The organism is Kitasatospora sp. NPDC007106 (genome assembly GCF_040634455.1).
Classification (GTDB): Bacteria; Actinomycetota; Actinomycetes; order Streptomycetales; family Streptomycetaceae; genus Kitasatospora; species Kitasatospora arboriphila.
This window is the reverse complement of the sequence record NZ_JBEYFP010000123.1, coordinates 1-13126: the sequence shown is the minus strand read 5'-3', so window position 1 is coordinate 13126 and position 13126 is coordinate 1. Positions and strand designations below refer to the sequence as shown.

Annotated in this window: 15 protein-coding genes; 5 read left to right on the top strand and 10 right to left on the bottom strand. The window is 75.4% G+C overall.

Annotated elements, in window-relative coordinates; genetic code table 11:
* Positions 1 to 196: 196 nt before the first annotated feature.
* The 4 genes from ABZ641_RS13790 to ABZ641_RS13775 form a co-directional block, all read right to left on the bottom strand.
* Positions 197 to 352: a hypothetical protein gene (locus tag ABZ641_RS13790; protein WP_359981623.1), complete on the bottom strand. Its 156-nt coding sequence runs from the start codon at positions 350 to 352 to the stop codon at positions 197 to 199.
* A gap of 3 nt (positions 353 to 355) precedes the next feature.
* The gene (locus ABZ641_RS13785; protein ID WP_344623711.1) at positions 356 to 1066 is read right to left on the bottom strand and encodes an aminoacyl-tRNA hydrolase; all 711 of its coding nucleotides are present in this window, start codon (positions 1064 to 1066) and stop codon (positions 356 to 358) included.
* Between the two features lie 30 nt (positions 1067 to 1096).
* On the bottom strand, positions 1097 to 2017 hold the full coding sequence (locus ABZ641_RS13780; RefSeq protein ID WP_344623710.1) for a hypothetical protein: 921 nt from the start codon (positions 2015 to 2017) through the stop codon (positions 1097 to 1099).
* A gap of 113 nt (positions 2018 to 2130) precedes the next feature.
* Positions 2131 to 2604: a hypothetical protein gene (locus ABZ641_RS13775; RefSeq protein ID WP_359981621.1), complete on the bottom strand. Its 474-nt coding sequence runs from the start codon at positions 2602 to 2604 to the stop codon at positions 2131 to 2133.
* A 99-nt stretch (positions 2605 to 2703) separates the two neighbouring features.
* Here ABZ641_RS13775 and ABZ641_RS13770 point away from each other — a divergent pair, with 99 nt between their 5' ends.
* Both ABZ641_RS13770 and ABZ641_RS13765 read left to right on the top strand, forming a co-directional pair.
* Complete coding sequence (locus ABZ641_RS13770) at positions 2704 to 3075, top strand: YbjQ family protein (protein WP_344623708.1); 372 nt, start codon at positions 2704 to 2706, stop codon at positions 3073 to 3075.
* A 219-nt stretch (positions 3076 to 3294) separates the two neighbouring features.
* A complete protein-coding gene (locus ABZ641_RS13765; protein ID WP_359981618.1) occupies positions 3295 to 4458 on the top strand; it encodes an FAD-dependent oxidoreductase in 1164 nt (387 codons plus the stop codon).
* A gap of 84 nt (positions 4459 to 4542) precedes the next feature.
* On the opposite strand, the gene paaE is transcribed toward ABZ641_RS13765, so the two are convergent.
* The 6 genes from paaE to ABZ641_RS13735 all read right to left on the bottom strand — a co-directional run bounded on the left by paaE (position 4543) and on the right by ABZ641_RS13735 (position 9832).
* Complete coding sequence (gene paaE, locus ABZ641_RS13760; RefSeq protein ID WP_359981615.1) at positions 4543 to 5610, bottom strand: 1,2-phenylacetyl-CoA epoxidase subunit PaaE; 1068 nt, start codon at positions 5608 to 5610, stop codon at positions 4543 to 4545.
* The gene (paaD, locus tag ABZ641_RS13755) at positions 5611 to 6108 is read right to left on the bottom strand and encodes a 1,2-phenylacetyl-CoA epoxidase subunit PaaD (protein WP_344623705.1); all 498 of its coding nucleotides are present in this window, start codon (positions 6106 to 6108) and stop codon (positions 5611 to 5613) included.
* Positions 6102 to 6983, bottom strand: a complete 882-nt coding sequence (paaC, locus tag ABZ641_RS13750; protein WP_344623704.1) for a 1,2-phenylacetyl-CoA epoxidase subunit PaaC — start codon at positions 6981 to 6983, stop codon at positions 6102 to 6104. Before paaC ends, paaD begins: the two co-directional genes overlap by 7 nt.
* Before the next feature lie 30 nt (positions 6984 to 7013).
* Positions 7014 to 7307, bottom strand: a complete 294-nt coding sequence (gene paaB / locus ABZ641_RS13745; protein ID WP_030265759.1) for a 1,2-phenylacetyl-CoA epoxidase subunit PaaB — start codon at positions 7305 to 7307, stop codon at positions 7014 to 7016.
* Complete coding sequence (gene paaA, locus ABZ641_RS13740; protein ID WP_344623730.1) at positions 7304 to 8236, bottom strand: 1,2-phenylacetyl-CoA epoxidase subunit PaaA; 933 nt, start codon at positions 8234 to 8236, stop codon at positions 7304 to 7306. Before paaA ends, paaB begins: the two co-directional genes overlap by 4 nt.
* Before the next feature lie 255 nt (positions 8237 to 8491).
* A complete protein-coding gene (locus ABZ641_RS13735; protein ID WP_359981611.1) occupies positions 8492 to 9832 on the bottom strand; it encodes a M20 family metallopeptidase in 1341 nt (446 codons plus the stop codon).
* A gap of 531 nt (positions 9833 to 10363) precedes the next feature.
* On the opposite strand from ABZ641_RS13735, the gene ABZ641_RS13730 reads away from it, so the two are divergent.
* The 3 genes from ABZ641_RS13730 to ABZ641_RS13720 all read left to right on the top strand — a co-directional run bounded on the left by ABZ641_RS13730 (position 10364) and on the right by ABZ641_RS13720 (position 13037).
* Complete coding sequence (locus tag ABZ641_RS13730) at positions 10364 to 11380, top strand: aldo/keto reductase (protein WP_359981608.1); 1017 nt, start codon at positions 10364 to 10366, stop codon at positions 11378 to 11380.
* Between the two features lie 40 nt (positions 11381 to 11420).
* Complete coding sequence (locus ABZ641_RS13725) at positions 11421 to 12008, top strand: TetR family transcriptional regulator (protein ID WP_030265773.1); 588 nt, start codon at positions 11421 to 11423, stop codon at positions 12006 to 12008.
* Between the two features lie 120 nt (positions 12009 to 12128).
* Positions 12129 to 13037 carry an ADP-ribosylglycohydrolase family protein gene (locus ABZ641_RS13720; RefSeq protein ID WP_359981605.1) on the top strand — a complete coding sequence of 303 codons (909 nt, stop codon included), beginning with the start codon at positions 12129 to 12131 and terminating at the stop codon, positions 13035 to 13037.
* The last annotated feature ends 89 nt before the right edge of the window (positions 13038 to 13126 follow it).

The window sequence follows — 13126 nt, the reverse complement described above, 5'->3', positions numbered from 1 at the left end:
GGCCTCGGTCACCGGACTGGCCGTCGCCGAGGCCCGCCCGGCGGCCCGCCCCCGCCCGGCCTGAGGGATCCGCCCCGTAGGTGCGCATGGAACTGCGCGGTCCGGATGCGGGCCGCCGTACGGATCACGGCTCGCCCGTGCCGCCCTGACGGCCGCACCCCGGATCGCGCGGTTCCCTCCGCCTCTCGGCCGCATGTCAGCCGCGTTCGAGGGCCAGCAGGCGGTAGCGGGGCTGTGGGCGGGGGCGGTCCTGATCGGGGAGGGCGGCGAGGTCACGGCAGAGTCGGGCGCTGCCGTCCGGGCCGGCGGCGGTGGCGTCGTAGGACGCGGCCTCGCCGTCGTAGTCGAGCACGGACTACCGGAGAGCGGGGTGGTCGGCGACGACGGTACAGCTGCCGGGGGCGATCTCGGTGAATCCGGCGTCGCGGACGAGGGGCAGGCCGCTCTCGGTGAGGGCGGCCCAGTCCTCGGGGGCGGCGGTGCGGACGGCGAGCGCGAAGCCGCTCTCGGCCCATTCCTTGCGACGGGTGTCGTCCAGCCGCCACCAGGCGAGCTGGGCGGCGTGGCCGGTCTGCGCCATGGTCTTGCCGGCGCTCATCTCCAGGTCGGGGTTGAGCCAGAGCACCGGCAGCCCCCCGGCCGGGGCGGCGGGCGCCTCGGGGTCGTCCAGGTCGGTGCCGGAGACCTGGAGCTTGGCGAGTTCCTTCGGCCAGCCGTCGAGCGGGACGGGCGGGAAGACCCGGACCTCCGCGGTGGCGCCGGTGACGGTGATCCCGGGCAGTTCGCCGGCCTTGCGCCACTCACCGCCGCGGGCCCGCCGGACGACCTTGCGGATCCGGGCGTCCTCCCACGCGGCGACCCGCTCGGCCCACTCGCCGTCCCCGTCGGTGACCCGGGGGTCGGCGAGCAGGGTCAGCACGGCGCGGGCCGAGGTCTCCAGCGCGTCGGTGCGGGCGGGCGGGTCGGCCCGCTCGATCCGGACGACCAGGGGCAGCACGTACTGCTCCTTGCTGTCGCGGTCGACGGGCTCGTCGGGGGTGCTCGGGGCGGCGAAGGGAGAACTCACCCCACCAGCATGCCAGCAGCCGCTGCGGCGTCAGCGGCGGTATCCGCGCTGGGGGTCGCGCTCCTCGGCGTCCTCGTAGCCGAGGAACCAGCCCTCGGGGTGGGTGGCGGCCAGCAGCTGGTCGATCCGGTCGGCGGTCTCCAGGTCGGGGTCGCCCTCGTCGGGCCCGTAGACGCCGAAGAGTTCGTCGGCGCAGCCGTCCCAGTCGTAGTCGTAGAGGTCGGCGGGCAGGTCGCCCATCATGTCGGCGACGGACTCGGGCTGGGCGCCGAGCAGGCTGCGGGCGTCGGCGAGGGCCATCCGCAGCGCCACCTCCTCGGCGAGGCAGCGGGGCAGCGGCCATTCGCCGAGCGAGAGGTCCTCGGCGAGGTCGTCGAAGGTGCGGGCGAGGGCCCGGCGCCAGGTGCGGTGCATCGACCAGGTGCGGCGGGGCAGCCGGGCGTAGACCGTCCAGTCGGGCTCGTCGCCCTCGGTGACGGGCTCGTCCTCGTGCTCCTCCAGGTCGTCGTAGGCGGCGTCGGCGAGGCCGACCAGCTGGGTGTGCAGCAGACAGGCGGTGCGCGGGGTGAGCGTCCAGTCGGCGCCCTCGCCGTCCTCGCCGTCGAGCGGGAAGAGCTCGGCGAAGTCGGGGGCGAAGTCGTCGGTGACGCTGATCTCCAGGGTGCCGCCGAGCGCCTCGATGCCGGGGACGGCGGCGACCAGCCGGTCCGGGTGGAGCAGCACGCCGAGCGCCGCGTTCGGGTCGTCGGCGACCTCGCGGAGCAGTTCGCTGCGCTGCCCGACGGGGTCGGCCCCGTCGAAGTCCAGCTCGTCGACGGCCGCCAGCGCGGCGGCGCGCAGTGTCGGCCAGTCGGTGATGCGGATCCCGAGCACCACCGTCGCCTCGATCTCCTGCGCGCCGGAGTCCTCCGCCGCGCCCGGCCCCTGCGGATGATCGCTTCGCTCGCCCATGCGCCTACAGTACGGCCAGGGTGGCCCCGGAATCACCGGTGTCCGCCACCTTCTTCCGCGTGGTGGGCGGCGCGCGCCGGGGCGCCGCCCCGGCGGTGGGCCGGTGGTGGCCCTCAGGGGCAGCCGTCGTCCTCGGAGGCGTCCAGTTCGACGTGCACGGCGGACGGCTCGACGGTGACGGTGGCGCTGCTGCGCCAGCCGTCGAAGGACTTGGTGAGGCCGACGGAGGACCACGGGCCGCCGCCGGTGGTGGTCTCGTGCCGCCAGCCGGTCTGTGCGGCGAGGTCGCGGAGCCGCTGCTCGGCGAGTGCGGTGCGCGGGCCGGTGTAGTCGGCCGTGACCATGGGCGGCATCCGGCCGTGCGGGGTGTCCCGGCAGGGCCACCTCCGCGCCGCGGCGGTGCTGCCGAGGGCCGTGGCGAGGGCGTCGAGCAGGGGGTCGCCGGCGAGCCGGTCGAGCCGGGCGTCCGCGGTGCGCGAGGGGTACTCGCCGGCGCCGGGCCGCGACAGCCACGCGGCGGTGCCGCCGACCGCCACGACGATCACGAGCAGCCCGAGGCCGATGCCCTGCAGCACGGCCTTCAGCACGGTGGGACTCCCATGGCGGAGGACCCTATCGGACGAGGATCGGGCGCCCACCGGCGAGCCGGGGCGGTTTCCCGCGGCCCGTCACCGATGGTGGGGGGCATGGGAAACATCGACGAGTACGGCGGCGGGCAGCGTCCGGACGCCGAGGTGCTGGTGGTGACCACCAACGACGTGCCCGGGCACCGGGTCGAGCACGTGATCGGCGAGGTCTTCGGACTGACGGTGCGTAGCCGGCACATCGGCTCGCAGATCGGCGCGGGGCTGAAGTCGCTGGTCGGCGGCGAGCTGCGCGGCCTGACGAAGACCCTGGTGGAGAGCCGCAACCAGGCGATGGACCGGCTGATCGAGCAGACCAAGGCCCGCGGCGGCAACGCGGTGCTGATGTTCCGCTTCGACGTGACGGAGGCCGCCGACGTCGGCACCGAGGTCTGCGCCTACGGCACCGCCGCCCGGATCGTCCCCCTCGGCTGACCCTCCGTCGACGGCCCGGTCCCGCCGGACGGGTGGGTCCGGTCCGTCGGCGTGCCGCGCACGGCGCAACGCGGTGCTGATGTTCCGCCTCGACGTGACGCAGGCCGCCGACGTCGGCACCGCCGCCCGGATCGCCCCCTCGCCCGATACCCCCACCCGGCGGCCGGGCCGTCGGCGTGCCTGCCGGAACATGTGCGGCTTGTGCAATGTTCCACAGGCATGACCGTTGAAGGCGAAACGACCTGGGACGTGCCGCGCGAGGTGGACGTCGTGGTGATCGGCGCCGGGCAGGCCGGCCTGTCCGCCGCGTACCACCTGCGGCGGCGCGGCTTCGAGCCGTACCGCGGCTTCGTGGTGCTCGACGCGGACACCGCCCCGGGCGGCGCCTGGGCACACCGCTCCCCCTCGCTGCGGATGGCCACCGTGCACGGCTTCCACGACCTGCCGGACTTCGAACTTCCCGCCGTCGACCCGCAGGCACCGGCCAACACGGTCGTCCCGGGATACTTCGCGGCCTACGAGGCGAAGCACGCACTGCCCGTGCTGCGGCCGGTACGGGTGCGGGCGGTCCGGTCACTGCCGGACGGCCGGCTCCGGATCGAGACGGACCGCGGCGACTGGACGGCACGGGCCCTGGTCAACGCCACCGGCACCTGGACCAGGCCGTTCCTGCCGCACTACCCCGGCCGGTTCGAGGGCCGGCAGCTGCACTACGCGGACTACCGCGGACCCGAGGAGTTCGCCGGGCAGCGCGTGATGGTGGTCGGCGGCGGCGCCTCCGCGATCCAGGTGCTGTCCGAGGTCGGCGCCGTCGCGGAGACGGTGTGGGTGACCCGGCGGCCGCCCGTCTACCGGGACGGCCCGTTCACCCCAGAGGCCGGGCGGGCCGCGGTGGCCCTGGTCGAGCAGCGGGTCCGGGAGGGCCTGCCGGTGCGGAGCGTGGTGAGCGTGACCGGGCTCGGCCCGTCGGTGGCGTACCGGCGGGCCGAGGAGCTGGGCGTGCTCGAACGCCGGCCGATGTTCGACCGGCTGACCGCGCACGGCGCCGTCTGGGACGGCGTCGAGGAGCACGTGGACGCCGTCGTCTGGGCGACCGGCTTCCGGCCCGAGGTGACACACCTGGCGCCGCTCGGCCTGCGAGGGCCCGGAAGCGGCATCCGGATGGAGGGCACCCGCGCCGCCGCCGACCCGAGGATCCACCTGGTCGGCTACGGCCCCTCCGCCAGCACCGTCGGAGCCAACCGCGCCGGCCGCACAGCAGCCAACGCCATCGCCGAACTGCTCGGAGTCGGCCACTCAGGAGCGCCGTGGGCAACTCCCCAGGGGCGCGGGGAACTGCGCAGTCCGAGGGCGGGCGTCACAACGCTTCGGGCCAACCCCTGATCCCTACCGCGCAGTTCTCCCCCGGCCTTCGGCCGGGAGGTGGCCCCACGCGCCCCTGACGAGCTGCCCTGCTCCGGAAAGCTCCTACCGGTCGAAGTCGATGGTGACCTTGTCGGTGACGGGGCGGGCCTGGCAGGTGAGGACGTAGCCGGCGGCGACCTCCTTCTCCTCCAGGGCGAAGTTGCGCCGCATCTCGACCTCGCCGTCGCAGACCAGCGCGCGGCAGGTGCCGCAGACGCCGCCCTTGCAGGCGAACGGCAGGTCGGGGCGGGAGCGCTGGGCGCCGTCCAGCACCGAGCGGTCGCGGGGCAGTGCGAGCACGCTGGACCGGCCGTCGAGGACGACGGTGACCTCGCTGAGGTCGCCGGAGACGGGCTGTTCCTCGCCGTGCTCGTACTCGGGCTCGTCCTCGGCGTGGAAGAGCTCCTGGTGGACCCGGTCGGCGGGCACGCCGAGTTCGGTGAGCAGGTGCTTGGCGCCGACGACCATGCCGTAGGGGCCGCAGAGCCACCAGTGGTCGACCTCGGGGGTGTCGAGGAGGGCGCCGATCAGGGCCTTCATCCGGTCCGGGTCGAGGCGGCCGCTGAGCAGTTCGGCGTCGCGGCTCTCCCGGGAGAGGACGTGGACGAGCTGGAAGCGGCCGAGGTGGCGGTCCTTCAGGTCGGCGAGCTCGTCGGAGAACATGACGGTGTCGCTGCGGCGGTTGCCGTAGAGCAGGGTGACGCGGGAGCCGGGGTGGGCGTCGAGCACGGAGCCGGCGATGGAGAGCATCGGGGTGATGCCGGAGCCGGCGGCGATGAGCACGTGTTCGGCGGGCTCGTCGAGTTCGGGGGTGAACAGGCCGGTCGGGGGCATCACCTCGACGGGTTCGCCGACCCGGGCGTCGCGGACCAGCCAGCGGGAGAACAGCCCGCCGGGCACTTCCCGCACGGCGATCCGCAGCGACCCGCCGACGGGCGAGCAGAGCGAGTACGAGCGGCGCTCGTCGGCGCCGTCGACGATGCGGCGCAGGGTGAGCGTCTGGCCGGGCCGGAAGGCGAAGTCCTCGGCGAGGGTGTCCGGTACCTCGAAGGTGACCGCGACGGCGTCCTCGCAGAGCGGTTCCAGGGCTGCGATGTGCAGCTCGTGGAAGGTCGGGCGGCGGACGGCCATCTAGATCTCCTTGATCCGGTCGAACGGCTCGCGGCAGCTGCGGCAGCGCCACAGCGCCTTGCAGGCGGTGGAGCCGAAGCGGGAGAGCTCCTCGGTGTCGGTGGAACCGCACTGCGGGCAGGTCACCGCGCGGCGGGTCGGGCCGAGCCGCAGCACACCGCCGGGGGGCGGCCCGCCGGCGGCCGGGGGTGCGATGCCGGCTTCGGCGAGCTTGCGGCGGCCCTCGTCGCTGATCAGGTCGGTGGACCACGGCGGGTCGAGGCGCAGCCGCACGGTGACGTCGGTGTAGCCGGCCTCCCGCAGCCGGGCGTCCACGTCGGCGGCCATCTCGGCGACGGCGGGACAGCCGGAGTAGGTGGGGGTGAGCCAGGCGGTGACGGCGTCGCCGCTCTCCTCGACGCCGGCGAGCACGCCGAGGTCGGCGAGGGTGAGCATGGGCAGCTCGGGGTCGGTGACGGCGGCGGCCGCCTCCCAGGCGCGGGTGGTGGTGGTCACCATGTCGCCCCCGGGTGGGCGCGGGCGACGACCTGCAGTTCGGCGAGCAGCGGGCCGAGGTCCTCGGTGTGGACGCCGTCGCGGCCGGCCCGGCCGCCGACGTACGCCAGCGGGGCGGCGTCCGGCACGGTGAGGGTGGCCTCGGCGATGTCGTCGGCGAGCAGTGCCAGCACGGGCTCGCGCAGGGCGGCCGGGTCGGTGCCGAGCCGCAGTTCGACGGGGTGCGGGGTGAAGAGTTCGTCGAGCAGCGGCCAGACGGCGTCGAGGCCGGCCTGCATCCGCTCGTGCGAGTACGGGGTGCCGTCGCCGAGGCGCAGCAGCCACTCCTGGGCCCACTCGCGGTGGTAGGCGAGTTCCTTGGTGCCGGCGGCGGCGACAGCGGCGAGCACCGGGTCGGCGTGGTGGACGAGCCGCTGGTAGAGGGCCTGCCGGGCGGTGGCGAAGGCGAGGATCCGGGCGACGGTGTGCGCGAAGTCGCCGTTGGGCACCTCGACCAGCCGGACGTTGCGGAACTCGTGGTCCTCGCGCCAGTAGGCGAGGTCGTCCTCGGTGCGGCCGGAGCCGTCGGCCTGGCCGGCCCGGGTGAGCAGCCGGCGGGCCTGGCCGAGCAGGTCGAGGCCGAGGTTGGCGAGGGCGACCTCCTCCTCCAGCTCGGGCGCCCGGGTGCACCACTCGATGAGCCGCTGGGAGAGCACCAGGGCGTCGTCGCCGAGCATCTGGCAGTACGCGGCGAGGTCGGCGCCCTCGACGCCGTCCGGCAGCGCGGTGTCGACGCCGAGCAGCGGGTCGGCGAAGCCGGTGCCGTACGCCCAGCGGGCCTCGCCCTCGGGCTCGGGCCCGGCCTCGCTGAGCGTCAGGTACACGTGGTCGTCGGTCATGTCGGCATCCCCTGGTCGGACGGAGCGGGCTCAGATGTGCGGGACATCCTCGGGGATGTCGTAGAAGGTCGGGTGGCGGTAGACCTTGTCGCCGCTGGGGGCGAAGAACGGGTCCTGCTCGTCCGGGGTGGAGGCGGTGATCGCGGCGGAGGGCACCACCCAGAGGCTGACGCCCTCGTTGCGGCGGGTGTAGAGGTCGCGGGCGGCGAGCAGCGCCATCCGGTCGTCGGCGGCGTGCAGCGAGCCCACGTGGACGTGGTTCAGGCCGCGCCGCGGGCGGACGAACACCTCGTAGAGCGGCCAGCCGGCCCGGTTCGCGTTCACTGTGCGCTCCGCTTCTTCTCCGCGTACGCCAGGGCCGCCTCGCGGACCCAGGCACCGTCCTCGTGGGCGGCCCGGCGGCGCTCGACGCGCTGCGCGTTGCAGGGGCCCTGCCCGGTGATCACCTTCTTGAGCTCCGACCAGTCGGGCTCGCCGAAGTCCCAGCTGCCGCGCTCCTCGTTCCAGCTGAGGGCCGGGTCGGGGAGGGTGACGCCGAGGTGCTCGGCCTGCGGCACGGTCATGTCGACGAAGCGCTGGCGCAGGTCGTCGTTGGAGTGCCGCTTGATCCGCCAGGCCATCGACCGGGCGCTGTTCGGGGAGTCGTCGTCCGGCGGGCCGAACATCATCAGCGACGGCCACCACCAGCGGTCGACCGCGTCCTGCACCATCCGGCGCTGGGCGTCGGTGCCGCGCATCAGCGTCATCAGCAGCTCGTAGCCCTGCCGCTGGTGGAAGGACTCCTCCTTGCAGATGCGGACCATCGCCCGGGCGTACGGGCCGTAGCTGCAGCGGCACAGCGGCACCTGGTTGCAGATCGCGGCGCCGTCCACCAGCCAGCCGATCACGCCGACGTCGGCGAAGGTCAGCGTCGGGTAGTTGAAGATCGACGAGTACTTCTGGCGGCCGCTGATGAGCTTCTCGGTGAGCTCGGCCCGGTCGACGCCGAGGGTCTCGGCGGCCGCGTACAGGTACAGGCCGTGGCCGGCCTCGTCCTGCGCCTTGGCGAGCAGGATCGCCTTGCGGCGCAGGGAGGGGGCCCGGGTGAGCCAGTTGCCCTCCGGCTGCATGCCGATGATCTCCGAGTGCGCGTGCTGCGCGATCTGGCGGACCAGGGTCGCCCGGTAGGCGTCCGGCATCCAGTCGCGCGGTTCGATCCGCTGCTCGGCACCCACCACAGCGTCGAAGCGCCCCTCCAGGGTCGCCTCGTTCAGCTCCGTCGCCGTCACTCCACCCACCTCCCGACTGACCGTTCGGTCGGTCCCATTCTGTACGGCCGGACCCCGGCCTGACAAGGCACGGTCCACGGCGGTCGCGGAGGGCGGGGGAACGGGGCGCCGCGGCGCCGGGCACGAGCGGCCGGACGGGCGCGGGTCGCAGGGGGCCGGGCGGGTCCGTACACGGAGGACCCGGCGGACCCGGGCGGGCGATCCGGGCGGGGTCGCCGCCCGGACCGGGGCCGGGGGGGATCAGGCGCGGTCGCGCAGGCGGGGCAGCGGTACGGCGAGGAGCGCCGCCAGCAGGGCGATCCGCGGGGCGAACTGGTCGACCAGCACGTGTTCGTGCCGGGCGTGCGGACCGCGGCCGACGGCGCCGAGGCCGTCCAGGGTGGGCAGGCCGCGGGCGCCGGCGAGGTTGGTGTCGCCGGCACCGCCGGCCGGGGCCCCGTCCAGCTGCTCGCCGAGCGCCGCCGCCAGTGAACGGACGTGCCGCAGCAGCGGGTTGACGGGGCGCTCGGGCCAGGCCGGCCGGCTGGACAGCACCTCGGTGCTGACGTTGGCGCCGGGCCGCAGCGCGGTGAGGTGGGAGAGGGTGTCGAGGGCGCGGCGCTGCGCCTCGGCGGTGGCGAAGCGCAGGCCGAGTTCGGCCTCCGCCCGGCCGGCGATCACGTTGGCGCGGGTGCCGCCGGTGATCCGGCCGGTGTTGAGCTCGGTGCCGGGCATCCGGCCGAGCCCGCGGACGGCGACCAGCTGGTCGACCAGTTCGTCGACGGCGGAGACGCCTTCGGTGGCGTTGTTGCCGGCGTGCGCCTCCCGCCCGGTGACGCTGAGCAGGACGCGGGTGGAGCCGCGTCTGGCGGTCTTGAGCCGGCCGTCGGGATGCGACGGCTCCAGGCCCAGGACGGCCGCGGCGCCCGGGAGTTGGCGTTCGACCAGGCGCCGCCCGTCCGGGCTGCCGACCTCCTCGTCGGAGACCACCACCAGGCGGACCGTCCGGTGCGGGCGCTGTCCGAGGTCGGCGAGCAGGGCGAAGGCGCCCTCCAGCAGGGCGAGTCCGGCCTTCATGTCGAGCACGCCGGGGCCGCTGAGCCGGCCGCCCTCCTCCTCGACCGGCCAGTCGGCGAGGGTACCGGCCGGCCAGACCGTGTCGTGGTGGCCGACCACCAGCAGGTGGGGCAGGGACTCCTCGCGGCCGGGCCACTCCAGGACCAGGTGGTCGCCGGCCGGTCCCTTCTCGCGGCGGGCGCGCGCGCCGGTGGCGCGGAAGCCGGCCGACAGTTCTTCGGCGAGGGCGTCGAGTCGGGGGGCGTCGCCGCTGGGCGACTCCAGGGCGGCGAGGGCGGCGCAGCGGCGGCGCACGGCGCCGGCGAGGGTGCGGGCCCGGGTGGTGAGCGCCTGCGGGAGTCCCGGCAGGGCGGGCAGGCCGGGTGCGGCTGCGGGGGCCGCCGGGTCGGCGGTCCGGGTCGGGGCGGGCGCCGCCGCGGTATTCGCGGGTTCGCCGTCGGCGGCACGGTCGGCCGCGGGTCGTCCGGCCGCTGCTCCGGCCGGCGCCGTTCCCGGCTCGGCCGGGAGGACGGTATGCGGGCTCACCTCGCACCTCCACAACCCGGGGCGGTCGGGGCGGCCGACCGGGGTTGTGGCGGTCGTGGGGGTCGGGCGGCGGCCGGGACCGGTGTCCGGTCGGGCAGCGGTCGATGGTGCAACCTCGGACTGGGTGACACGTCGTCCTCCTCGCTCGCTCCGGCGGCCCCGGCGTCCGGGGTCCGTGGACGGCGCCCCCGGTGCGCGGTGCGGCCGGGCACCGGTAACCGGGGAGGCTCGGGAAGTGAGCCTAGAAGACCCGATCACCTCCGTGCGAGGTGGCCCGGTGCTGCGCGGCCCGTCCCGCGACGGGTGCGCGCGTCCCGATTCCCACGATGGACCTGCGGTGTCGCTTCGGCAGTCCGAACCGCCCCCGGGCGGCCGATCCACGTCCGACGGGTGACGGCCGATCAGCCTTTGATATCGGTCACCCTCCCCCCGCACCCACGGCCGCCATCGGATGACAGATATTGAAATCTGTCATCCGACATGCCATAGTCGAATCGTCACCGCACTCCGCCCTCGATCCCGGGAGCCCCGATGCCCACCACGCCCACGGCGCCTGCCCGCACCACCCTCGGCACCACCGGCCCGGAGACCTCCGCCCTCGGCCTCGGCCTGATGGGCATGTCCGACCTGTACGGCCCCGCCGACGAGGCCGAGTCGATCGCCACGATCCACGCCGCCCTCGACGCCGGCGTCACTCTGATGGACACCGGCGACTTCTACGGCATGGGCCACAACGAGCTGCTGCTGCACGAGGCGCTCCGCGGCCGCGACCGCGAGACGGTGCAGATCAGCGTCAAGTTCGGTGCCCAGCGCGGCCCGGACAACGGCTGGCTCGGCTACGACGCGAGCCCGGCCGCCACCAAGTCCGCCCTGGCCTACACCCTGCGCCGGCTGCGCACCGACCACGTCGACGTCTACCGCCCGGCCCGGCTCGACCCGAACGTGCCGATCGAGGAGACCGTCGGCGCGATCGCCGAACTGGTGAAGGCCGGGTACGTCCGGCACATCGGCCTCTCCGAGGTCGGCGCCGAGACGCTGCGCCGCGCCGCGGCCGTGCACCCGATCAGCGACCTGCAGATCGAGTACTCGCTGCTCTCCCGATCCCTGGAGGCCGAGGTGCTGCCCGTGGCGCGCGAGCTCGGCATCGGCATCACCGCCTACGGGGTGCTCTCCCGCGGCCTGCTCAGCGGCCACTGGAACGCCGACCGGGAGATCGGCGCGAGCGACTTCCGCGGCCACAGCCCGCGCTTCCAGGGCGAGAACCTGACCCGCAACCTGGCCCTGGTCGAGGCGCTGCGCTCGGTGGCCGAGGCGAAGGGCGCCACCGTCGCCCAGGCCGCGATCGCCTGGGTCGCCTCCCGCGGCGCGGACGTCGTGCCGCTGGTCGGCGCCCGCCGCCGCGACCGGCTCGCCGAGGCCCTCGGCTCGCTGGACGTCCGCCTCACCGCCGCCGACCTCGCCGCGATCGAGGCCGCCGTGCCGGAGGGGTCGGCCGCGGGCGACCGGTACGCTGCGGCACAGATGGCGATGCTGGACAGCGAGCGCTGAGCGGCCGCCCGCCGTACCGACACCGAAGGACGACCTCCCCGTGGCCACGGACAACGCACTCACCGCCGAGCAGATCCTGAGCACGGCGGAGGACGTCCTGCGGCGGTTCGGTCCGGCGAAGGCCACCGTGGTCGACATCGCCCGCGCCCTCGGCGTCAGCCACGGCAGCGTCTACCGGCACTTCCCCAGCAAGGCGGCGCTGCGCGAGGCCGTCACCCAGCGCTGGCTGGACCGGGCCCACGACGAACTCGCGGCGATCGCCGCCGAGCCGGGCCCGGCCGCCGAGCGGCTGCACCGCTGGCTGGCCACGCTGTTCGCCGCCAAGCGGCAGAAGGCGCTGGAGGACCCGGAGCTGTTCGCCACCTACATGGTGCTGGTCGGCGAGGTCAGCGGGACGGTGGAGGAGCACGTCGACACGCTGGTCGCGCAGATCCGGCAGATCGTCGAGGACGGCGTCCGGCGCGGCGAGTTCCGCGACGCCCCGGCCGGACCGGTGGCCCGCTCGGTCTTCCTCGCCACCGCGCACTTCCACGACCCGGCGCACGCCGCCGAGTGGTCCCGCCCGGCCGCCCAGGACGACTTCGAAGCCCTCTGGTCGCTCCTGCTGGAGGGCCTGCGCGGCCGCTGACGCGGCGCCGCACGCCCGCACCCGCCGCACCGGCAGTCCGCCTGCCCGGAAATCCGCTGGCCCGGGCCGTCCCGCCGCGGAGAGAATGCCGCCATCGGTCATTCTCACCCGGAGGACAACATGCGCGCGCCGACCGCGGCCCTGGACAGCCTGCAGGGCCTCGCCCTCGGAGACTCCTTCGGCGACCGCTGGTTCTCGCCGCGCGTCGACGAGGCCGCCGCCGAGCAGGCCGCCCGGATCGCGCGGCCCGGGCCGTGGAAGTGGACCGACGACACCGCGATGGCGCTGGTCGTCGTCCAGCACCTCGACCGCTGCGGCGAGGTGCGGCAGGACGACCTCGCCCGCGAGTTCGCCGCCGCCTACACCGCCGCTCCGCACCGCAAGTACGGGCCGTCGATGCACCAGGTGATGCGGGCCGTGCACGGGGGTGCGGACTGGCGGTCCGTCACCGCCGGGGTGTTCGGCGGCCAAGGCTCGCACGGGAACGGCGCCGCGATGCGGGTCGCCCCGCTCGGCGCCTGGTTCGCCGACGACCTCGCCGTCGTCGCCGAGCAGGCCGGGCTCTCCGCCCGGACCACCCACCACCACCCGGAGGCCACCGCCGGGGCGGTCGCGGTGGCGGTCGCCGCGGCCCTCGCCGCCCGCAGCCGCGGCTCCGCCGCCCCGGGCCGGTCGGAGTTCCTGCTGGAGGTCGCCGGTCACCTGCCGGAGAGCGACGTCCGGTCCGGCCTGCGCACGGCCGCCCGCTTCCCGGCGGGCACCACCGTGCGGCACGCGGCCGTCGTGCTCGGCTCCGGCGCCCGGCTCTCCGCCCAGGACACCGTCCCGTTCGCCCTCTGGTCGGCCGCCGGCGCCCTCGGCTCCCTCCCCGACACCCTCTGGGAGACCCTCGGCGGCTGGGGCGACATGGACACCACCTGCGCCATCGCCGGCGGCGTCACCGCCGCCCGCACCGGCCTCACCGACGTCCCCGCCGCCTGGCTGGACGCCCGCGAGCCCCTCCCCGCCTGGGCGTCCCCGCAGCCCTGACGGCGGGACCGTCGGCGGCGGGGCCCGGGCCGGGCACGGCGAACGGACGGCAGGCGCCGGCCGGGCTGCTGGGGGCGCCCGGCCGGCGC